Origin of the sequence: Microbacterium sp. zg-Y818 (assembly GCF_030246905.1) — a bacterium.
Taxonomy (GTDB): Bacteria; Actinomycetota; Actinomycetes; order Actinomycetales; family Microbacteriaceae; genus Microbacterium.
The window spans coordinates 1529024-1549545 of the sequence record NZ_CP126741.1 but is presented as its reverse complement, the minus strand read 5'-3'; the positions used below and the strand labels follow the sequence as shown (position 1 = coordinate 1549545).

Below are 20522 nucleotides of genomic sequence, written 5' to 3'. Positions count from 1 at the left end.
ACCCCGTGCAGACGGACGATCCGTACGCTGGAGACATGAATCGGGTGGGTAGGCCCAGAGCCTCATCGCGGGACACTCTGGCCGAGGCGGCCTGCGAGCTCTTCCTCGAGCAGGGGTACGACGCGACGTCGGTCGCCGACATCACCACCCGCGCGGGAGTGAGCAGGTCGAGCTTCTTCAACTACTTCTCGTCGAAGGCCGATGTGCTGTGGTGGGGACTCGACGAGCGACTGGATGCCGCGACGACGGCGCTGCGGTCCGGCCTGCCGGTGCGCGACGCCTTGGCGGCCATCGGAGAGGACTTCGCGCCCGACCACCTCGCCCTCGCGATCACCCACGAGGCGGCGATGGGGCTGGCGGGGGAGCTCGACCGGGAACGTGCCGCGCGCCAGCTGCGGCTGGGTCGCGCCGTCGCCGAGCGGCTCGACCGCGACGGCAGCGGGGGTCTCATGAGCGAGGTCACGGGCAGCGCGTACGCCGGCGCCGTCTTCGCCGCGGTCTGGGCGTGGGCGCAGGGCGGCCCCGGCGGGGCGGCCCTGGTGCCGCTCCTGCACACCGCGCTGTCGGCCGTCCCTGCCCCCGGGCCGGTACGGCAGCTGCGCCTCGTGGTGCGCGCCGACCGGTTCGACGAGGCCCTGGAGTTCTACCGCGACGTCCTGGGGATGCCGCAGGCTGGGGCCTACGAGGCCGAGGGCGGTGCCCGGGTGGCGATCCTCGATGCGGGTCGGGCGACTTTGGAGCTCGCGAACCCCGCGCAGGCGGACTACATCGACGCCGTCGAGACCGACGGTGACGCCCCGAGCGACCCGCTGCGGGTCGCGTTCGAAGTCGCGGACGCCGATGCGGCGGCATCCATGCTCACCGCCGCGGGGGCCGAGCTGCTGGCATCCGCCCGCGTCACCCCGTGGCGCTCCGTCAACGCCCGGCTGCGCGCACCCGCCGGGCTGCAGGTCACGCTCTTCCAGGAGCCGACCGGCTAGCAGAGTCGGCAGCGGGGTCGCGCGTCCGCGTAGAATCGGGGAATCATGGCTACCTTCGGCACGCTCTCAGATCGTCTCACAGAGACCTTCCGCAACCTCCGCACCAAGGGCAAGCTCACTGCCGCCGACGTCGACGGGACGGTACGAGAGATCCGTCGGGCGCTCCTGGACGCCGACGTCGCGCTGCCGGTGGTCAAGGAGTTCACCGCGAAGGTGCGCGAGCGGGCGCTGGGCGACGAGGTCAACCGTGCGCTCAACCCGGCGCAGCAGGTCGTGCAGATCGTCAACGAGGAGCTCGTCGCGATTCTCGGTGGCCAGCAGCGTCGCCTGCAGTTCGCCAAGAACCCGCCGACGGTCATCATGCTCGCCGGCCTCCAGGGCTCGGGTAAGACCACGTTCGCGGGCAAGCTCGCGAAGCAGCTCGAGAAGGAGGGTCACACGCCTCTTCTCGTGGCTGCCGACCTCCAGCGCCCGAACGCCGTGAACCAGCTGCAGGTCGTCGCCAAGCAGGCCGGTGCGGCGATCTACGCCCCCGAGCCCGGCAACGGCGTGGGAAACCCGGTGCAGGTCGCCCGCGATGGCGTCGAGACCGCCCGCCGACAGCTGCACGACGTCGTCATCATCGACACCGCCGGACGCCTCGGCGTCGACGCGGAGCTGATGAAGCAGGCATCCGACATCCGCAAGGCGACCGACCCCGACGAGGTGCTCTTCGTCATCGACGCGATGATCGGCCAGGACGCCGTCAACACGGCCAAGGCCTTCCAGGAGGGCGTCGACTTCACCGGCGTGGTGCTGTCGAAGCTCGACGGCGACGCGCGCGGTGGTGCCGCGCTGTCGGTCGCCTCTGTGACCGGCCGGCCCATCATCTACGCGTCCACCGGCGAAGGGCTCGACGACCTCGAGGCCTTCCACCCCGACCGCATGGCCAGCCGCATCCTGGACCTCGGCGACATCCTCACCCTCATCGAGCAGGCCCAGCAGGCCTTCGACGAGGAAGAGGCACAGAAGGTCGCGGAGAAGTTCGCGACCGACAGCTTCACGCTCGAGGACTTCCTCGACCAGATGCAGCAGCTCAAGAAGATGGGCTCGATGAAGAAGATGCTCGGCATGCTGCCGGGCATGGGCCAGATGAAGCAGCAGCTCGAGGATTTCGACGAGAAGGAGATCGATCGCACCGAGGCGATCATCCGGTCGATGACCCCCGCCGAGCGACGCAACCCCAAGGTGCTCAACGGCTCCCGCCGGCTGCGCATCGCCCGCGGTTCCGGCATGACCGTCACCGACGTCAACCAGCTCGTGCAGCGCTTCGAACAGGCCGCGAAGATGATGAAGACCGTCGCGCGCGGCGGCGTCCCCAACATCCCCGGCATGGGAGCGGTGGGCGGCAAGCCGGGCGCCTCGAGCAAGCGCGGCAAGCAGCAGAAGAAGAAGGCCGTGTCCCGGTCGGGCAACCCCGCCAAGCGCGCCGCAGAGGCCGCCGGGCTGGCAGCGGCCACCGCTCCCACCGGGTCGGGCTTCGGACTCGGCGCGGCGCAGACCCCGCCGAGCGAGGCCGACCTCGCCGAGATCCAGAAGCTCTTCGGCAAGAGCTGAGTCCGGGGCCGCGACGTTTGCGGCATCCGCCCGTCGCACCGTCGCGAGAACAGGTGATCTCGCGAGCGCAGGACGGATGCCGCCGGATTCCGCCTGTGCCGGGGAGATCTCCTGTGCTCGGCGCGGAATCCGGGCCCGTGTGACCGCGCGTCAGCGCGCGAGAGTCAGCAGGTGCTCGCGCAGTGTCGGACCGTTGCGGAACTCGCGGATGAGGTGCTGCACGACTTCGCGCAGGTCGCCGCCGGCTGCCTCGGCCACCGTCAGCTGCCGGGAGTAGCTCGCTCCGCCGCTGACGATGGCGTCCACACCGGCGAACTCGCGGGCGCATTTGAGCTCCGCAGCGACGTCGGCGAGCCGGTCGATCGTCTCGCGCAGGTGCTCGGCGACAGGCACCTGCGTTCCCGCGCGGTCGACGATCAGACGCGCGTCCATCCCGTACCGCGCCGCGCGCCACTTGTTCTCGCGTATGAACCACGGCTGCAGGATCGGAAGCTCCCGCCCCGCGTCGAGCTCGCGCGAGAAGTGTTCGACGAGCACCTGCACGAGCGCGGTGACGGCGGCCAGCTCGGGGAGCGTCGACATGCCGTCGCAGGCGCGCACCTCCACCGTGCCCCAGCGCGGAGCCGGGCGGACGTCCCACCGCACCTCGGTGGCATCCGCCATCACGCCGGTGGCGGCCATGTCATCGAGGTAGGACTCGTACTCCGCCCAGTTCTGCAGCGGCCAGGGGAGACCCGCGGTGGGCAGCTGCTGGAACACCAGCGCCCGGTTGGAGGCATACCCCGTGCTCTCGCCGGCCCAGAACGGGCTCGACGCAGACAGCGCCTGCAGGTGAGGCAGGTACGTCGCGAGTGCGTTGACGATGGGCAGCACCTTGTCGACGTCATCCACGCCGACGTGCACATGCACGCCCCAGATCATCATGTTGCGACCCCACCACTGGGTGCGCTCGATCAGCTTGTGATACCGGGTCTTGTCGGTGACGCCCTGCTCGAACCACTGCGCGAACGGGTGGCTGCCGGCGCACAGCAGCTCCAGTCCCATCGGGTCGGTGACCGTGCGGACGGCGGCGATCGCGTCGGCGATGTCGTCGACGGCGGCCGCCACGGTGCTGCCGACACCGCTCGTGACCTCGAGGGTGTTGGTGAGCAGTTCGCCGGTCACCGTGAAGCGCTCATGCGCGGTGGATTCCGCGAGGGCGTCGATGACCTCGGGCGCCCGAGGCGCCAGGTCACCGGTCTTTCCGTCGGCGAGCATGAGCTCCCATTCCAGTCCGACAGAGGAACGTGCGGATGTCGCGAAGGGCACCGTCATGCGCACATTCTGACACGCGGTCAGGGGTGGTTCGCGGGATGGCTCCGCATCTGGCAAAATAGAAGGCTGGACCGCCTGCTCGACCCTCTATCCAGCGCGCGATCCTCCCTCAGAGCTTTTGCCGGGTGTGCACCCCACGCTCCAGGCGACGTTCATCCTTCCAACACATTCAGGAGAATTGTGGCTGTCAAGATCCGTCTCAAGCGGCTCGGCAAGATCCGTGCCCCGTACTACCGCATCGTCGTCGCCGACTCGCGCACCAAGCGCGACGGCCGTGTGATCGAGGAGATCGGCAAGTACCACCCGACCGAGGAGCCCTCGTTCATCGAGGTCGACTCCGAGCGCGCGCAGTACTGGCTCTCCGTGGGCGCCCAGCCCACCGAGCAGGTCGCGGCCCTCCTCAAGCTGACCGGCGACTGGGGTCAGTTCAAGGGCGACAAGAACGCCGTGTCGACCGTGAAGGTCGCCGCGCCGAAGGAGCCGTTCCAGCTCGACGCCGCGAAGAAGTCCGTTGTGAAGCCGAAGGCGGAGAAGAAGGCCGACGAGCCCGCTCCCGCCGAGGCGACGTCCGACGAGGCACCCGCCTCGACCGACGCAGAGTAATCCGTTGCTGGCCGCCGCGCTCGAGCACGTCGTCAAGGGGATCGTCGATCACCCGGACGATGTGAAAGTCCACACCTCCACGTCGCCTCGCGGTGACGTGATCGAGGTGCGCGTGCACCCCGACGACCGGGGTCGCGTCATCGGGCGCGGCGGACGCACGGCGAAGGCGCTGCGCACCGTCGTGTCGGCACTAGCCGACGGGCGCCGCGTACGCGTCGACGTCGCGGATGACTGACATGTCCGATGCGAAGACCCCGCGTGCCCAGCTGCGCGTCGGGCGCCTGGTCAAGGCGCACGGCCTGAAGGGCGCGCTGAAGCTCGAGCTGTACACCGACGACCCGGACGGACGATTCGTCCCCGGCTCGTCGTTCACGCTGCAGGTGCCCGAGGCCTCGCCCTGGCACGGCAAGACCATCACGGTGCGCGAGTTCCGGTGGATGAACTCCCACCCCGTCGTCTTCTTCGACGGCGTCGACGACCGCGAGGGCGCCGAGACGCTCGTTCGTGCGATCCTGTGGATCGACCAGGACGACACCGATGTGGCGCCCGAGCCGGATGCCTGGTACGACCACCAGCTGGTCGGCCTCGACGTCGTCCGCGACGAGCAGATCGTCGGCCGCGTCGTGCGGGTGGATCACCTCCCCGCGCAGGACCTGCTGATCATCCGCCCCGTCGGCGCTGACGAGGAGCGCGAGATCCTCGTGCCGTTCGTCAAGGCGATCGTCCCCGAGGTCGACGTGGCCGCCGGTCGCCTGATCGTCACGCCCCCGGCGGGACTGTTCGAGGAGCTGCCGACGGAGCCCGCACGGGACTCTGACGAGGCGGATGCCGCAGACGCTCCGTCGGCGGAGGTCCCCTCACCGGCCGACGCCGCCGCGCCCGACGCGGACGCTCCCGAGGCCCCGCGCGCCGAGGACTGACGTGCGCATCGACGTCGTCACGATCTTTCCGGCGTTCTTCGACGTGCTCGAGGTGTCGCTGCTGGGCAAGGCCCGCGGCAACGGCCTGCTCGACGTGCGCGTGCACGATCTGCGCGACCACACGCACGACCGGCATCGGACCGTCGACGACACCCCGTACGGCGGCGGCGCCGGCATGGTGATGAAGCCGGAACCCTGGGGCGAGGCGCTGGATGCCATCGCCGCCGAGGCGGCCGAAGCCGGCATCCGTCCCGTCTTCATCTTCCCGTCGCCGGCGGGGGAGCGGTTCACGCAGGCCACGGCGCGCGAACTCTCGACGGCCCCGCACCTCGTCTTCGGGTGCGGTCGGTACGAGGGGATCGACGAGCGCGTCTTCGACTACGCCGCCACCCTCGGCGAGGTGCGGCTGATCAGCCTCGGCGACTACGTGCTCAACGGCGGCGAGGTCGCCGCGATGGCCATGATCGAGGCGATCGGCCGGCTCGTTCCCGGCGTCGTCGGCAACCCCGAGAGCCTCGTCGAGGAATCGCACGAGGACGGGCTGCTCGAATACCCGTCGTACACGAAGCCGTCGTCATGGCGCGGCCGTGACGTGCCGCCCGTCCTGTTGAGCGGCAACCACGGGGCCGTCGCGACCTGGCGGCACGAGCAGCAGGTCCAGCGCACGCGGGAGCGTCGCCCCGACCTGCTCGCCGACGGAGTCTGACCGCGCTCAACCGGGACGCCTGATCCACGCGCCACACGACTGAGCCCGGACGACTCCGACGCTCCGCTCAGTCGACGCCGAGGAACGACCGGTCGGTCAGCACGATGGGTCCGTCGGCGGTGACGGCGATGGTGTGCTCGGAGTGGGCGCCGCGCGAGCCGTCGGCGCTGCGCAGCGTCCAGCCGTCGGGGTCGGTGACGAGCTTGTCGGTGGTCTGCAGGAACCACGGCTCCAGCGCGAGCACGAGCCCCGTTCGCAGCGGGTAGCCACGCCCGGGCTTGCCGTCATTGGGCACGTGGGGGTCGCCGTGCATGGTGCGGCCCACGCCGTGACCGCCGAAGTCGGTGTTGATCGAGTAGCCGTCGCGGTGGGCGACCTCGGCGATGGCGTGCGAGATGTCGCCGACCCGGTTTCCGACGACGGCGGCCGCGATCGCGGCATCCAGTGCGCGCTCGGTGGTGTCGATGAGGGCGAGGTCCTCGTCGCGGGGCGTGCCAACGACGAACGAGATCGCCGAATCCGCAACCCAGCCGTCGACGGCGACGGCGAAGTCGAGCGTGACCAGATCGCCGTCGCGCAGGGCGTAGTCGTGGGGGAGGCCGTGCAGCACGGCGTCGTTGACCGAAGTGCAGATGACCTTGCCGAACGGGCTCGCCCCGAAGGAGGGGTGGTAGTCGATGTAGCAGGACTCGGCGCCGGCGCGTCGGATCATGTCGTGGGCGCGGCGGTCGATCGCGAGCAGGTTGGTGCCCACCTTCGTCTCGTCGCGCAGGGTGGCCAGCACCTCGGCGACGAAGCGGCCGGCCGGGCGCATCGCATCGATCTCGGCAGGGGTGCGCAGCTCGATCATGGGTTTCCTTCCGTCGTGTCCATTGTCCCCGATGACGCGCATGGTCTGGTCGCCCTCGATATCCGGCGCCCGGCGCGCCCCACAGGCGTAGCATCGACAACATGTGGCTGCGACGGGCGTTCTTCTACTGGCTTCTGCCGGCCGCGTTCGTGCTGCCGCTGTGGCTGCTGGTCGGATGGGTTGCCTTCGACGGCGGCGGCTGGGCGTTGCTGTGGATGCTGTTCATCGCGCTTCCCAGCGTGCTGATCGTGCAGCTGGTACTGATGCTGCTGGTGCGCGCCCGCGGGACCGTGCGGGCACAGCGCGCCGTGTCGTGGTGGGACGTACTCGGGTTCACGCTCTGGCACCTTTCGGTCATCTCGCTGGGGTTCTACGGATCCACGTGGGTGGCGCAGGCCTTCGTCTCCGCCGTCATCGCCGTGGGTCTGTTCTGGCTGCTGCTGTGGCAGCTGTGGTCCGAGGCGCGACCACGGGTGACGCTCGTGCGTGCCGGCGACGGAACGGCGTTCATCCCCCCGCCGGAGCGCCCGCAGGAGCCGGCCGCAGAGCCGCGAGTGGTCGTCATCGAGGAGAAGACCACGCCGCCGAGCGTCTGACGTTTTGGCGGGTAGCCTGCGGCATGGCAGAATAGGCCTTCGTGCCCTGAGCGTCTCTGCCTCAGGGGAGCGGACCGCGCAGTCGGTCCCGGGGCACCGATTCTCTTTTACTCCTCTATCTCGCGGTCGACCTGTGGCGGCTGCAGGAAGTGACGATCATGCAGATCCTCGACTCAGTCGACGCAGCATCCCTGCGTTCCGACATCCCCGACTTCGGTCCCGGCGACACCGTGAAGGTGCACGTCAACATCACCGAGGGCAACCGCTCGCGTATCCAGATCTTCCAGGGCGTCGTGCTCGGTCGCTCGGGAGACGGTGTGCGTGAGACCTTCACCGTCCGCAAGATCAGCTTCCAGGTCGGCGTGGAGCGCACCTTCCCGGTGCACAGCCCCACGATCGACCACATCGAGGTCGTCACCCGCGGTGACGTGCGTCGCGCGAAGCTCTACTACCTGCGCAACCTTCGCGGCAAGAAGGCCAAGATCAAGGAGAAGCGCGACCGCTGATCGCGTCTTTCCAACGGATGCCCCGGGGTCACCCCCGGGGCATCTGTGGCTTCACGGTGGGCGCACGGCGTCGCATGCGCCCAACCGAATGCCGAATGTGCGACGCTTGACACTGCCGCCCCGTCTGACCGTGGGGCGCCGGAAGAGGATTCTCGATGACGGCTGAGCAGACGGCCCCGCCGCACGATCCCGGGGTGCCTCGTCGCCGCCGAGGGTTGTGGCCGTTCGTGCGTGACGTGCTCATCATCGTGCTGATCGCGGTCGTGGTCTCTTTCCTCGTGAAGACCTTCGTGGTGCGCTCCTTCTACATCCCGTCCGGCTCCATGCAGCAGACGCTGCAGATCGAGGACCGCATCCTCGTCGACGAGCTCACCCCGCGCTTCGGCGGGTACGAGCGCGGCGACATCGTCGTCTTCCGCGACCCGGGTGGCTGGCTGCCTGCCACGCCGGAACCGGAGCGGTCGGCCGTCGCCGAGGCTTTCGACTGGGCCATGTCCGTCGTGGGCCTGTCGGCGCCGGACAGCAAGGATCACCTGATCAAGCGGATCGTCGGGCTGCCGGGCGACCACGTCGTCTGCTGCAACGTGCTCGGACAGCTGACCGTCAACGGCGTGCCCGTCGACGAGGCTCCGTACCTCAACCTCCTCGCCGGCGAGAGCGCCCCCGAGAGGGTCGAGTTCGACGTCGTGGTACCCGAAGGCACCCTCTGGGTGCTGGGCGACAACCGCGATCACTCCCGCGACTCCCGGTACAACCAGGAGCAGCCGGGCAAGGGCTTCGTCCCTCTCGACAACGTGGTCGGACGCGCTTTCCTGATCACGTGGCCGTTTGAACGCGTAGGACTGATCGACGGTCACCACGACGTCTTCGTCGGCGTGCCCGACCCCGAGCAGGAGCCTGCGGCGCCATGACGGTCGTCGAACCACGACTGACGCTCGAGCGTCGCCTGCTGCGCGAGCACGCGATCGTCATCGCATGCGACGAGGTGGGGCGCGGCGCGCTCGCGGGCCCGGTGGCGGTCGGTGCCGTGGCGGTGGATGCCGCGCGGGCGCGCCGCCGGGTGCCGGAGGGCCTGCGGGACTCCAAGCTCGTCCCCGAGGCCAAACGGCCCGTCGTGGCCGAGCGGGCGGCCGGGTGGGTGCAGGCGTCGGCGGTGGGCTGGGCGACGGCGGCGGAGGTGGATGCCGTTGGCATCATCCGCTCCCTGGGGCTTGCAGCCCTCCGTGCGATCAACCAGCTGCGTGATCAGGGGGTGGTGCCCGAAGACGGGATCGTTCTGCTGGACGGTAACCACGACTACATCACCCCGGCGGGGGGCTCAGGTCTCCACGTGCGGCCGGTGGTCAAAGCGGACCGCGACTGCGCCAGCGCCGCGGCGGCATCCGTCATCGCCAAGGTCGCCCGGGACGGACACATGACCGCTCTTCACGACGACTGGCCCGACTATCAGTGGGCGCGTAACAAGGGCTACGCGAGCCTCGAGCACCGCGCCGCGATCCGCACCCTCGGCCTCAGCGCACACCACCGTGCGTCGTGGTCGATCGTCGAGGCGCCGACTCTGTTCTGACCCGGGCCTAGGATGGAATCACCATGGACGACGAGGGCTTCGAGGACTACGACCGCGAACTAGAGCTGGCGCTGTATCGCGAGTACCGCGATGTCGTGTCGCAGTTCGCCTACGTGATCGAGACCGAGCGTCGCTTCTACCTCGCCAACGAGGTGAACGTCGTGCGGCGCGACACCGAGCACGACTTCTACTTCGAGATCTCGATGACCGACGTCTGGGTGTGGGATATCTACCGCGCAGACCGGTTCGTGAAGTCGGTGCGGGTGCTGACCTTCAAGGACGTCAACGTCGAAGAGCTCACCCGGCGGGACTTCCACCTGCCCGAGGAGCTTTCGCTCGACTCCTGAGCGCCCTCGAGCCCTCCACAGCCGGCTCGTTCGATGAGCTGTCCCCCAAGCCGGGGGTAACGGCTCACGGGCCGCCGGGCAACGCGCGACGATCGCTGCATGGCAGCCAAGGACGAGCGCGGCAGAGCGGGTGAGCAACGTGCTGCTCGGTATCTGGAGCAGGCCGGGTGGCGGGTGCTCGACCGCAACTGGCGGTGCGCGCAGGGCGAGGTGGACATCGTCGCAACGTGCGCTGACTCGCTCGTGGTCGTGGAGGTCAAGACGCGGCGCTCCGATGCGTTCGGCCACCCCCTTGAGGCGGTCGACGAGCGCAAGCGCCGCCGGCTGTGGCAGCTCGCCTTCGCCTGGCTGGCCGCACACCCCGATCTCGTGCAGGGACGCCGCCTGCGGCTCGACGTCATCGCCATCACGGGCGATGACCCGGCGACCGCACCGCTCGAGCACGTGCAGGACCTGAGATGAGTGTCGCGAGGACGTGGGCGGTCGCACTGACGGGGCTCGACGGCGCTCTGGTCGAGGTGGAGGCGGACCTGTCGCGGCAGACGCCGGACTTCAAGATCATCGGGCTGCCGGACAAGGCACTGGGAGAGGCCCACCAGCGGGTGCACAACGCGTGTGAGAACTCCGGCGTGCTGCTGCCGCGCAGACGGATCACCGTCAACCTGTCGCCGGCGAGTCTGCCGAAGCACGGGGCGGGCTTCGACGTCGCGATCGCCGTGGCCGCGCTGGCGACCGAGCGCAGCCTCGACCACGCCTCGCTGCGGCGCACGGTGCATGTGGGGGAGCTGGGCCTCGACGGACGTCTGCGACCGGTGCCGGGAGTGCTGCCGGCCGTCATCGCCGCCGCGCGGGCGGGGATCACCCGCGTCGTCGTGCCGCATGCCAACCGCGCCGAGGCGGAGCTCGTCGAAGGTGTGGAGGTGCTGGGCGCGGTGAGCCTGCTCGATGTGCTGCGCTGGCACGGCCTGGCCGTTGACGATCGCCCACTCCCGCCGGTGAGCGTCGAGACGCCACCGGAGCCCGCGGCGCCCAGGCTCGAGCTCGCCGAGGTGATCGGGCAGCGCGACGCCGTGGATGCGGTCGTGGTCGCCGCCTCCGGGGGACACCACGTGCTCATGAGTGGACCACCCGGCGCCGGCAAGACCATGCTGGCCCGGCGCCTGCCCGGCATCCTCCCCGATCTCGACGATGCGGCCGCGCTTCAGGCCGCGTCGGTGCGCTCCCTCGGCGGTGCGCGCGTGGCGCGGCTGGAACGCACGCCGCCGTTCGAGGCGCCCCACCACACGTCGAGCGTCGCCGCCCTCGTCGGGGGTGGCAGTCGCACGATCCGTCCCGGCGCGATCGCGCGCGCAAGCGGGGGTGTGCTCTTCCTCGACGAGGCGGGCGAGTTCGCCTCGGGTGCGCTGGACGCCCTGCGGGAGCCGTTGGAGCACGGATCGATCCAGATCGAGCGCGCCGGCGCGAGCGCGACGTTCCCCGCACGATTCCAGCTGGTGCTCGCAACCAATCCCTGCCCCTGCGGGGCCTACGGCGTGCCCGGCGGCGACTGCGTCTGCCCGCCCGCGGGAATCCGTCGCTACCTGGGGCGGCTCTCCGGGCCGATCCGCGACCGGATCGACATCGAGTTGGCCGTGACGCGGGTCTCGGTCGCCCACGCGCAGTTCGCCGCCGAACGGGCCATCACCACGGCACAGGCCCGCGATCGCGTCGCCGAGGCGCGTGGCCGCGCGGCCCGGCGGCTGCGGGAGACCCCATGGCGCACCAACGCGGAGGTCTCCGGCACCTGGCTTCGACAGGGACCGGTCGCACCACCGCCGGCGGTGCGACGACCGCTGGATGCGGCGCTCCAACGGGGTGCGCTGACCTTGCGCGGCTATGACCGTGTGCTGCGCGTCGCCTGGAGCCACGCCGACCTTGCGGGGCGCGAGCGCCTCGAACTCGATGACATCGGCCGTGCGCTCTACCTCAAGAAGGGAACCACCCCACTGTGAACCCACTCCAGGACGACCCCGAGGCTGCGCGCGAAGCGCTCTGCGGTCTCATCTCGGCTGATCTCGACGACGACGCCGTGCTGGATCGGCGGGCGCGAGGCGTGTGGTCGGCGCTCTGCGAGCCGGGCGACGGTGATGCAGGGGTGCTCTTGGCTGCCGTGGGCGCGGCCGAGGCCTTGCGGCTCGTCATCGTCGACGATGTGCGCGCCGTCGCCGTCGCCGCAGGCGCAAAGGCCGAACGTGCCCGCGAGGCTCTGGACCGGTGGCGACCACGCCTGCAGCCGGGTGCGGTGGCAGCGGCGTTCGACACCGCCCGCCGCGCCGGCGTGCGTCTCGTGGTGCCGGGCGACGCCGTCTGGCCGACGCGCGTCGATGATCTGGGCCCTCACGCACCGCTGTGCCTGTGGGTGCGCGGGGCGCTTCCGGCGCGGGTGGGTGCGGCCGTCGCCATCGTCGGCGCCCGCGCGGCGACGTCGTATGGCGAGCACGTGGCGATGGAACTGGCTGCCGACCTCGCCGCCGACGGCATCCGCATCATCTCGGGAGCCGCCTATGGCATCGACGGGGCTGCCCATCGGGCGGCGTTGGCGGCGGGAGGAGCCACGGACGCGCTGCTGGCCGGCGGCGTGGACCGTTCCTACCCGTCGGGGCACGAGGATCTGCTGGGCCGCGTGGCGCGGACCGGCGCCGTCCTCAGCGAGGTGGCGTGTGGCGCCGCGCCCACCAAGTGGCGGTTCCTCGCCCGCAACCGCCTCATCGCGGCGATGGCGGACGCGACGGTGGTCGTCGAGGCGGGCTGGCGCAGCGGCTCCCTCAACACGGCGGGCCACGCCGCATCCCTCGGTCGCGGGCTCGGGGCGGTCCCGGGCCCCGTGACGAGTCCGTCGTCGGCGGGATGTCACCGGCTGCTGCGTGATTACGACGCGCGGTGCATCACGAGCGCGGCCGATGTCCGTGAACTGCTCGGCGCCACCCAGGAGGTGCTCCCCGGGGCGGAGGACTGGGTCGACGAGATGACGGCGCTGCGCGACGCACTGAGCGCGCGCGTCTGGCGCACGCCGGACGACGTCGCCCGCCGGTGCGGTCAGAGCATCGCCGACGTCGAGCGCGGCCTCGGCCTACTGCTCCTGGAGGGGCGGGCACAGCACGGGCCGGGCGGGTGGCGGCTGATCGCGGCGCGACGCTGACCGGTGCGTCGGCGGGGGAGGAAGAGCCGGACGCGGCATCCTTGTCTCATGCAGGTGTCCGAGGCGATCGAGCGGTACGTACGCCACCTCGTCGATGTACGCCGGCTGTCGCCCTCAACCGTGCGCGCCTACCGGTCGGATCTCGCCGACATGACCGCGGCTGTCGGCGACGGCCCGCTCGGCGACGTCGACCTCGAGGCGCTGCGCTCGTGGCTGTGGCAGGCCACCAAGCGCGGCGATGCGCGCACCACACTCGCCCGCCGCACCGCCGCCGCGCGGGGGTTCTTCTCGTGGGCCACCGAGTACGGTCACGTCGCCGTCGACCCCAGCCTGCGTCTGGTCGCACCCAAGCGGGGCCGTACGCTTCCGCGCGTCGCTTCGGCCGAAGCCCTCGGCGCGGTACTGGACGACCTACGGGGCCGTGCCGCGGAGGGCGACCCGCGCGACCTTCGGGATGCCGCCATGCTGGAGCTTCTCTACGGCGCCGGCCTACGGGTGTCGGAACTGTGCGGCGTGGATCTCGGTGACCTCGACCCGGCGTCGGCCACGGTCCGCGTGCTCGGCAAGGGATCCAAAGAGCGAGTCGTCCCGTTCGGTGCACCGGCAGCCCGCGCACTGGATGCCTATTTGGTGCGCGGGCGCCCGGCGCTGGCCGCCCGCGCCGACGCGGCCACCTCGGCGGTGTTCCTGGGGCTGCGCGGCGCTCGCATCGGACCGCGAGCCGTCTACGATCTCGTCGCGCGAGAGGTCGCCCCGCTCGTGGGCGCCGAGACGGTGGGGCCCCACGCGCTGCGACACTCTGCCGCGACGCACCTTCTCGACGGCGGCGCCGACCTGCGCGCCGTGCAGGAGATGCTCGGCCACGCGAGCCTCGGCACCACGCAGATCTACACCCATGTTTCCGGGGAGCGACTGGCGGCAGCGTACCGCCTGGCCCACCCCCGGGCGTGAGGGTGGTGGTCCCTCAGACGGCCGCCTACCGTGGAGGAATGTCTCGTCGCGCTCTCTCCCTGGCCATCGCCGCCGCCGCGGTCGCGCTCTCCCTCGCCGCCTGCAGTCCCATCGACACCGACGGCGCTCAGCCGGCGGTGACGGTGCGGCCATCCAGCGTCGCACCCGCCCCCAGTGCATCGGCAGACGCCGCCACCCCAGCGCCCGACGGCGACTGCGACGGGCTGGCGGTCACGGTGTCGGCCGGACGGGACCTGCGGCTGACGGGCGATTGCCCGCAGGTGACGGTCAGTGGCTCTGAGGTCGAGATCGACCTCACCGCGGCAGTGGTGACCGAGCTGGTCGTGGAGGGCGACCGCCATGACGTCGAGGCGGGCGACGTGACGAGTGTGCGTGTGGCCGGTCAGGACAACGACTTCGAAGCGACGTCGGTGGGGTCGCTGGAACTCGCCGGCGACCGCAACGAGGTCGACGTGCGCGGCGAAGTGGGAGCCGTCACGGTGAACGGCAACGACAACGAAGTGGATGCCGGCGCGCTCGGCGAGGTCACCGACTCCGGAGACCGCAACGTCATCGCCATCGACCGCTGACAGCACGGCAGCAGCACCGCTCGCGGTAGGGAGCCGAACAGCACCATCGGGTTGATGTACTCGCCGTCGCGGCGGACGCCCACGTGCAATGCGCCGGAACGGGTGTGTCCGCCGGTGGACAGTGTTCCCACCTGCTCGCCGCGCGCGACCGGCCTGCCGGCGTCGACCTGCGGGCTCACGGGCTCGAAAGTCGTCACAAGGCCGTTGCCGTGGTCGATCGTCAACAGCGGGCGCCCCGCGACGGTCCCCGAGAACGCGATGACGCCGTCCGCGGGGGCGACCACAGCCGCGGTGCCCCCGCCGGCGAGGTCCATGCCGCGGTGGCCGGGGCCATACCGGTGCGCCGGCGCTGCGAACGGCGTCTCGACCCGCGCGCCGGGCTGCGGCCACGTCCAGGGCACGCCGGTGATAGCGCCAGCCTCGCCGGCCTCGCCCGTCCCAGCAGCCCGCGCGCCCGACCCGATGCCGCTCCCGGCCGCCGTGGCCGCCCCGGGGGCAAGGGAGATCAGCGCGACGGCGACCAGGAGCGCGGCGGACGTGACGTGGTGACGGCGGATCATCTCCCCATGCTCCGCAGCCCGGCCCGCCGCCGCGGCCCGAACGAGGCCGGATGCGGAGAACTTCCCACATCGGTGAGAGGGGGAGGAGTCGGCGGCTGATAAGATGACACTGCACCTCGCCTCGGCGGGGTGACTCCGCGTGCCCACAGCACAGCGTTCGCTCCGGCGACTGCGACGCGGCATCCACACCCCAGGTCATCCCGCATCCGCGGGTTGCGGGTGTGCGCCGGGCACCAGGCTCGCCGGTCATTCGACCAGGCGTGGACAACCGAAACAACGGCGCATCGCGCCGAGAACAGGAGAACGGCCATGGCCGTCGTCACCATTCGCCAGCTGCTCGACAGCGGCGTCCACTTCGGACACCAGACCCGCCGGTGGAACCCGAAAGTCAAGCGCTTCATCCTCACCGAGCGCAGCGGCATCCACATCATCGACCTGCAGCAGTCGCTCGGGTACATCGACAAGGCGTACGAGTTCGTCAAGGAGACCGTCGCCCACGGCGGCACCATCCTCTTCGTCGGCACCAAGAAGCAGGCTCAGGAGATCATCGCCGAGCAGGCGACCCGCGTGGGCCAGCCCTACGTCAACCAGCGCTGGCTCGGTGGTCTGCTGACCAACTTCACCACCATCTCCAAGCGTCTGGCCCGCATGAAGGAGCTCGAGGAGCTCGACTACGAGACCCCGGCCAACAGCGGCTTCACCAAGAAGGAGCTGCTGCTCAAGAAGCGCGAGCTCGACAAGCTGCACAAGTCGCTCGGTGGTATCCGCAACCTGCAGAAGACCCCGTCGGCCATCTGGGTCGTCGACGCCAAGCGCGAGCACCTCGCCATCGACGAGGCCAAGAAGCTCGGCATCCCCGTCATCGGCATCCTTGACACCAACGCCGACCCGGACGAGTTCCAGTACCCGATTCCCGGCAACGACGACGCGATCCGCGCCGTGGGCCTGCTTACCCGCGTGATCGCCGACGCTGCGGCCGAGGGCCTCATCCAGCGTCACCAGCCCGCCGCCGGCGAGGCCGAGGCCCCCGCCGAGCCCCTGGCCGAGTGGGAGCGCGAGCTGCTCGAGCAGAGCGCGCCCGAGCAGTCCTCCGCTGCGACCGAGAAGGTCGCGGATGAGGCGGAGGCGCAGGCCGAGGTCAGCGAGATCGTCGCTGACGAGCAGGCCATCGAGGGCGAAGCCGCCACGGAGTCCGCTGCGGACGCCGAGGGCGCCGAAGCCGCCGAAGCCGCCAACGCCGAGTAAACAGCACGGATCAGGCCGGGGTGGGCGCAGTGCGCCCACCCCGGCATCCCCGCAGTCATCCCACGAACCTAGGAGCCAGTACCCATGGCAAACTTCACCATCGCCGACATCAAGGCGCTGCGCGAGCAGCTCGGCACAGGCATGGTCGACACCAAGAAGGCGCTGGAGGAAGCTGACGGCGACCTCGAGAAGGCTGTCGAGATCCTCCGCCTCAAGGGCGCGAAGGGCAACGCGAAGCGTGCGGACCGCTCCACCAGCGAGGGACTCGTCGTCGCGCGTGAGCAGGACGGCAAGGTCACCCTGATCGAGCTGAACACCGAGACCGACTTCGTCGCCAAGAACGACCGGTTCATCGCGCTGGCCGACAAGGTGGCCGACGCCGCCGCCGCTGTCGCCGCGGACTCCGTCGAGGCCGCTCTGGCCGCTGACGCGAACGGTCAGACCGTCGCACAGCTCATCGACGACGAGGCCGCCATCATCGGCGAGAAGGTGGAGCTGCGCCGCGTGCGCACGCTCACCGGCGACAACTTCGAGATCTACCTGCACAAGACCAGCAAGGACCTGCCGCCGCAGATCGGCGTCGTGGTCGCCTACTCGGGTGATGACGCCGAGACCGCGCGCAGCATTGCGCAGCACATCTCGTTCGCGAACCCCACCTACCTCTCGCGTGAGGACGTCCCGACCGCCGAGGTCGAGAAGGAGCGTGAGATCGTCACCGAGATCTCCCGCAACGAGGGCAAGCCCGAAGCTGCCCTTCCGAAGATCGTCGAGGGTCGCGTCAACGCGTTCTTCAAGCAGGTCGCCCTGCTCGACCAGGACTACGCGAAGGACAACAAGCTGTCCGTCGCCCAGGTCGCCAAGGACGCCGGCATCACGGTCACGGACTTCGCCCGCTTCAAGGTCGGCGCGTAAGCACCGCGAAAGGCCCGCATCGCTGCCGGTGCGGGCCTTTCCCATGCCCGACGCTAAGTTGTACCCAGATGAGAGGATCACACGTGATCGATGAGGCCACCGGACGCCGGCGCGTCCTGCTGAAGCTGTCCGGCGAAGCGTTCGGGGGTGGCCAGCTCGGCGTCAATCCCGACATCGTCAGCCAGATCGCACGCGAGATCGCCGCGGCGGTCGACCGCGTAGAGGTCGCCATCGTGGTGGGCGGGGGCAATTTCTTCCGCGGGGCAGAGCTCAGCCTGCGCGGCATGGACCGGGGGCGTGCCGACTACATGGGCATGCTCGGCACGGTCATGAACGCGCTGGCCCTGCAGGACTTCCTCGAGCAGGCGGGGGCAGCCACACGGGTGCAGTCGGCCATCTCGATGACCCAGGTCGCCGAGCCGTACATCCCGCGGCGCGCGGAGCGTCACATGGAGAAGGGTCGCGTCGTGATCTTCGGCGCGGGCGCCGGTCTGCCGTACTTCTCGACCGACACCGTCGCCGCCCAGCGCGCGCTGGAGATCGGCGCGAACGAGGTGCTCATGGCCAAGAACGGCGTGGACGGCGTCTACACCGCCGACCCGCGCGTGGATGCCACGGCCACCAGGCTCGAGCGCGTGACGTACAACGACGCCCTTCAGCAGGGTCTCAAGGTCGTCGACTCCACGGCGTTCAGCCTGTGCATGGACAACCGCATCGACATGCGGGTCTTCGGCATGGAGCCTGCCGGCAACGTCACGCGCGCGCTGCTGGGTGAGCAGATCGGCACCCTGGTCACGGCGTAGCGCCCGTGGGGGCCCACCGGCCTCAACTAGACTTGAACGACTTGTACCGACGAATGGAGTGACCGTGATCGCCGATGTGCTGGCCGATGCCGGAACACGCATGGACCGCGCCGTGGAGGCTGCGAAGGATGACTTCGCCACCGTCCGCACCGGGCGCGCCAACCCGCAGCTGTTTCAGAAGATCCTCGTGGACTACTACGGCACCCCCACCCCGCTCGCCCAGCTGGCCTCGCTCAACAACACCGAGGCGCGCACTCTCGTCGTGACCCCTTACGACAAGTCGGCGCTGAAGGCCATCGAACAGGCCATCCGCGACACGCCGAACCTCGGCGCGAATCCGTCGAACGACGGCACCATCGTGCGTGTCACCATGCCCGAGCTGACGCAGGAGCGGCGCAAGGAGTACGTCAAGCTCGTGCGCAACAAGGCCGAGGACCACAAGGTGCACATCCGGGGCCTGCGCCGCAAGGCGAAGGACGACCTCGACGCCCTCAAGAGCGACGTGGGCGAAGATGACCTCGCTCGCGCCGAGAAGGAACTCGACGCCCTCACCCGCGCCCACGTCGACGCCATCGACGAGGCGCTGAAGCGCAAAGAGACCGAGCTGCTCGAAGTCTGAGGCCACGATGACCGACCCGTCCGACGACCCGGAGGGCCCGCCCGAAGCACCCCTGCGGCGCTCGGAGGCCCGCCGGCCTTCCGCGGACCCTGCCGCGGAGTTCACGACGCATCTGCGCGCGGCACGTTCGGAGTTCGAGCAGCAGGTCGAGCGGGCACGCGCGGACTTCGACGTCGCCAACGAGAAGATCAAGGAGCGCACCGGCCGCGACCTCATCGTGGCGACCCTGATCGGTCTCGCCTTGGGAGTCGTGGTCATCGGATCGCTGATGTTCTTCAAGGAGATCTTCCTCATCTTCGCGGTGCCGGTGGCCGTGCTCGGGGTGTGGGAGTTCGGGCGCGCGCTGCAACTGGCCGGGCGTCGTGTCGACCTCGTGCCGCAGGTCGTGGCCGCGCTCGCGCTCGTGCTGTCGGGGTACTTCCTGGACTATTGGACGCACTGGGCGGTCGCCTTCGCCGCGGTCGCGTTCGTCATCGTGTGGCGCCTGGTCGCACAGATGGCCTCGGACGACGCTCGCACCTACGGTGACGTGCTTTCAGACACGCTGATCGCCGGCTTCATCCAGCTCTATGTCGGCTTCCTCGGGAGCCTGCTGCTGATCCTGCTGCGCCAGGAGCAGGGGGAGTGGTGGGTGCTGGCCATGATCGGCACCGCCGTCGCTGCCGACACGGGCGCCTACGCGTTCGGCCTCATGTTCGGAAAGCACCCGATGGCGCCTCGCATCAGCCCCAAGAAGACCTGGGAGGGCTTCGGCGGCGCTGTGCTGGCCGCGGTGGCATCCGGCGTGCTGTTCGGCATCTTCCTGCTTCAGGTGCCGTGGTGGGCTGGTCTCATCCTCGGGCTGGCGATCCTCGCCACCGCGACGCTCGGCGACCTCGGCGAGTCCATGATCAAACGCGACCTCGGCATCAAGGACATGAGCTCGTGGCTTCCCGGCCACGGCGGCGTGCTCGACCGGCTGGATTCGATCCTGCCGTCCACGGTGCCCGCGCTCGGTCTGTACTTCGCGTTCTTCCCCCTGGTGGTGGCATGACGCTCTCCGACGCCGGCACAGACGCCGCCAGCGACACCGCCACCGACCCCGCGGAGCCTCAGGCGGCCCCGCCCTTCCCCGAGACCCGCGGACGCGAAAAGGGCTACGACAAGGCCGCCGTCGATGCGTTCCTCGAACAGGCGCGCAAGGCCTTCGAGGCGGATGCCGCCGACGCGGCGCTCACCAGCGGCGATGTGCGCCGGGCGGGTTTCCCGCTCGTTCGTCACGGCTACGTCATCGCTGCCGTCGACGCGGCCCTGGGACGCATCGAAGACGCCTTCGCTGCGCGGGAACGTGAGCGGGCGCTCTCGCGCGCCGGCGCGCGAGCATGGGTGGGGCGCTCGCGCGACCTGGGCCAGGAGATCCTCGACCGGCTGTCCCGCCCGCCCGGGCACCGGTTCGCCCGCGTGGGACCGCTTCGTTACGGCTACCGCATCGATGAGGTCGACATCGTCGCCGACAAGCTGGCGTCGTACCTCGAATCGGGGGAGCCGCTGACTGTGGAGCAGGTGCGCACGGTCGCGTTCCGCATGCAGCGCGGCGGCTACCGCGAGGCTCAGGTCGACGCGGTGCTGGACGCCGTGGTCGAAGTCATGCTCGCGATCGGCTGACGCTCCGGATGCCGCGCATGGACCGACCCGATAGA

At 70.2% G+C, this 20522-nt stretch carries 24 protein-coding genes and 1 pseudogene; 22 read left to right on the top strand and 3 right to left on the bottom strand.

Annotated elements, in window-relative coordinates:
* The first annotated feature begins 35 nt into the window (after nucleotides 1-35).
* Together QNO21_RS07160 and ffh are read left to right on the top strand one after the other, a co-directional pair.
* Nucleotides 36-980 (top strand): TetR family transcriptional regulator, encoded by a 945-nt coding sequence (locus QNO21_RS07160; protein WP_257519046.1) that lies wholly within the window; start codon nucleotides 36-38, stop codon nucleotides 978-980.
* A 45-nt stretch (nucleotides 981-1025) separates the two neighbouring features.
* Nucleotides 1026-2576: a signal recognition particle protein gene (gene ffh, locus QNO21_RS07155; RefSeq protein WP_257519045.1), complete on the top strand. Its 1551-nt coding sequence runs from the start codon at nucleotides 1026-1028 to the stop codon at nucleotides 2574-2576.
* Nucleotides 2577-2726: 150 nt separating this feature from the next.
* On the opposite strand, the gene QNO21_RS07150 is transcribed toward ffh, so the two are convergent.
* On the bottom strand, nucleotides 2727-3890 hold the full coding sequence (locus tag QNO21_RS07150; protein ID WP_257515960.1) for a glutamate--cysteine ligase: 1164 nt from the start codon (nucleotides 3888-3890) through the stop codon (nucleotides 2727-2729).
* Between the two features lie 180 nt (nucleotides 3891-4070).
* On the opposite strand from QNO21_RS07150, the gene rpsP reads away from it, so the two are divergent.
* From rpsP to trmD, 4 genes are read left to right on the top strand one after another with little or no spacing between them, the layout of a single operon-like run.
* Nucleotides 4071-4493: a 30S ribosomal protein S16 gene (gene rpsP / locus QNO21_RS07145; protein ID WP_257515961.1), complete on the top strand. Its 423-nt coding sequence runs from the start codon at nucleotides 4071-4073 to the stop codon at nucleotides 4491-4493.
* Nucleotides 4494-4497: 4 nt separating this feature from the next.
* Entirely contained in the window at nucleotides 4498-4728 is a 231-nt protein-coding gene (locus QNO21_RS07140) for an RNA-binding protein (RefSeq protein ID WP_257493292.1), read from the top strand.
* 1 nt (nucleotide 4729) lies between these two features.
* On the top strand, nucleotides 4730-5413 hold the full coding sequence (rimM, locus tag QNO21_RS07135; protein WP_257519044.1) for a ribosome maturation factor RimM: 684 nt from the start codon (nucleotides 4730-4732) through the stop codon (nucleotides 5411-5413).
* A gap of 1 nt (nucleotide 5414) precedes the next feature.
* Complete coding sequence (trmD, locus tag QNO21_RS07130; protein WP_257519043.1) at nucleotides 5415-6119, top strand: tRNA (guanosine(37)-N1)-methyltransferase TrmD; 705 nt, start codon at nucleotides 5415-5417, stop codon at nucleotides 6117-6119.
* A gap of 67 nt (nucleotides 6120-6186) precedes the next feature.
* Here the strand turns inward: trmD and map are convergent, their stop codons facing one another.
* Complete coding sequence (gene map / locus QNO21_RS07125) at nucleotides 6187-6969, bottom strand: type I methionyl aminopeptidase (protein WP_257519042.1); 783 nt, start codon at nucleotides 6967-6969, stop codon at nucleotides 6187-6189.
* A gap of 101 nt (nucleotides 6970-7070) precedes the next feature.
* Here map and QNO21_RS07120 point away from each other — a divergent pair, with 101 nt between their 5' ends.
* From QNO21_RS07120 to QNO21_RS07075, 10 genes are all read left to right on the top strand, one after another.
* Nucleotides 7071-7565: an MFS transporter permease gene (locus QNO21_RS07120; RefSeq protein ID WP_257519041.1), complete on the top strand. Its 495-nt coding sequence runs from the start codon at nucleotides 7071-7073 to the stop codon at nucleotides 7563-7565.
* Between the two features lie 158 nt (nucleotides 7566-7723).
* Nucleotides 7724-8071: a 50S ribosomal protein L19 gene (rplS, locus tag QNO21_RS07115; RefSeq protein ID WP_257519040.1), complete on the top strand. Its 348-nt coding sequence runs from the start codon at nucleotides 7724-7726 to the stop codon at nucleotides 8069-8071.
* Between the two features lie 155 nt (nucleotides 8072-8226).
* Complete coding sequence (lepB, locus tag QNO21_RS07110; RefSeq protein ID WP_257519039.1) at nucleotides 8227-8982, top strand: signal peptidase I; 756 nt, start codon at nucleotides 8227-8229, stop codon at nucleotides 8980-8982.
* On the top strand, nucleotides 8979-9638 hold the full coding sequence (gene rnhB, locus QNO21_RS07105) for a ribonuclease HII (protein ID WP_257519038.1): 660 nt from the start codon (nucleotides 8979-8981) through the stop codon (nucleotides 9636-9638). Before lepB ends, rnhB begins: the two co-directional genes overlap by 4 nt.
* Before the next feature lie 23 nt (nucleotides 9639-9661).
* Entirely contained in the window at nucleotides 9662-9985 is a 324-nt protein-coding gene (locus tag QNO21_RS07100; protein ID WP_257493299.1) for a DUF2469 family protein, read from the top strand.
* A 99-nt stretch (nucleotides 9986-10084) separates the two neighbouring features.
* Nucleotides 10085-10447 carry a YraN family protein gene (locus tag QNO21_RS07095; protein WP_257516017.1) on the top strand — a complete coding sequence of 121 codons (363 nt, stop codon included), beginning with the start codon at nucleotides 10085-10087 and terminating at the stop codon, nucleotides 10445-10447.
* A complete protein-coding gene (locus QNO21_RS07090) occupies nucleotides 10444-11976 on the top strand; it encodes a YifB family Mg chelatase-like AAA ATPase (protein ID WP_257519037.1) in 1533 nt (510 codons plus the stop codon). Before QNO21_RS07095 ends, QNO21_RS07090 begins: the two co-directional genes overlap by 4 nt.
* Nucleotides 11973-13163: a DNA-processing protein DprA gene (dprA, locus tag QNO21_RS07085; protein ID WP_308211341.1), complete on the top strand. Its 1191-nt coding sequence runs from the start codon at nucleotides 11973-11975 to the stop codon at nucleotides 13161-13163. The genes QNO21_RS07090 and dprA overlap by 4 nt, the downstream gene beginning before the upstream one ends.
* A gap of 48 nt (nucleotides 13164-13211) precedes the next feature.
* Nucleotides 13212-14114: a tyrosine recombinase XerC gene (locus QNO21_RS07080; protein ID WP_257519036.1), complete on the top strand. Its 903-nt coding sequence runs from the start codon at nucleotides 13212-13214 to the stop codon at nucleotides 14112-14114.
* 38 nt (nucleotides 14115-14152) lie between these two features.
* On the top strand, nucleotides 14153-14704 hold the full coding sequence (locus QNO21_RS07075) for a DUF3060 domain-containing protein (RefSeq protein WP_257519035.1): 552 nt from the start codon (nucleotides 14153-14155) through the stop codon (nucleotides 14702-14704).
* Between the two features lie 59 nt (nucleotides 14705-14763).
* Here the strand turns inward: QNO21_RS07075 and QNO21_RS07070 are convergent.
* Nucleotides 14764-15018, bottom strand: a pseudogene (locus tag QNO21_RS07070) (peptidoglycan DD-metalloendopeptidase family protein); the annotation flags it as partial.
* 555 nt (nucleotides 15019-15573) lie between these two features.
* On the opposite strand from QNO21_RS07070, the gene rpsB reads away from it, so the two are divergent.
* The 6 genes from rpsB to QNO21_RS07040 all read left to right on the top strand — a co-directional run bounded on the left by rpsB (nucleotide 15574) and on the right by QNO21_RS07040 (nucleotide 20487).
* The gene (gene rpsB / locus QNO21_RS07065) at nucleotides 15574-16509 is read left to right on the top strand and encodes a 30S ribosomal protein S2 (RefSeq protein WP_257519034.1); all 936 of its coding nucleotides are present in this window, start codon (nucleotides 15574-15576) and stop codon (nucleotides 16507-16509) included.
* Nucleotides 16510-16593: 84 nt separating this feature from the next.
* A complete protein-coding gene (tsf, locus tag QNO21_RS07060; RefSeq protein WP_257517475.1) occupies nucleotides 16594-17421 on the top strand; it encodes a translation elongation factor Ts in 828 nt (275 codons plus the stop codon).
* Nucleotides 17422-17504: 83 nt separating this feature from the next.
* A complete protein-coding gene (pyrH, locus tag QNO21_RS07055) occupies nucleotides 17505-18224 on the top strand; it encodes a UMP kinase (protein ID WP_374211408.1) in 720 nt (239 codons plus the stop codon).
* A gap of 64 nt (nucleotides 18225-18288) precedes the next feature.
* Nucleotides 18289-18843 (top strand): ribosome recycling factor, encoded by a 555-nt coding sequence (gene frr / locus QNO21_RS07050; protein WP_257517418.1) that lies wholly within the window; start codon nucleotides 18289-18291, stop codon nucleotides 18841-18843.
* 7 nt (nucleotides 18844-18850) lie between these two features.
* Complete coding sequence (locus QNO21_RS07045) at nucleotides 18851-19876, top strand: phosphatidate cytidylyltransferase (RefSeq protein ID WP_257519028.1); 1026 nt, start codon at nucleotides 18851-18853, stop codon at nucleotides 19874-19876.
* A complete protein-coding gene (locus QNO21_RS07040) occupies nucleotides 19873-20487 on the top strand; it encodes a DivIVA domain-containing protein (protein WP_257519027.1) in 615 nt (204 codons plus the stop codon). Before QNO21_RS07045 ends, QNO21_RS07040 begins: the two co-directional genes overlap by 4 nt.
* Nucleotides 20488-20522 lie beyond the last annotated feature (35 nt).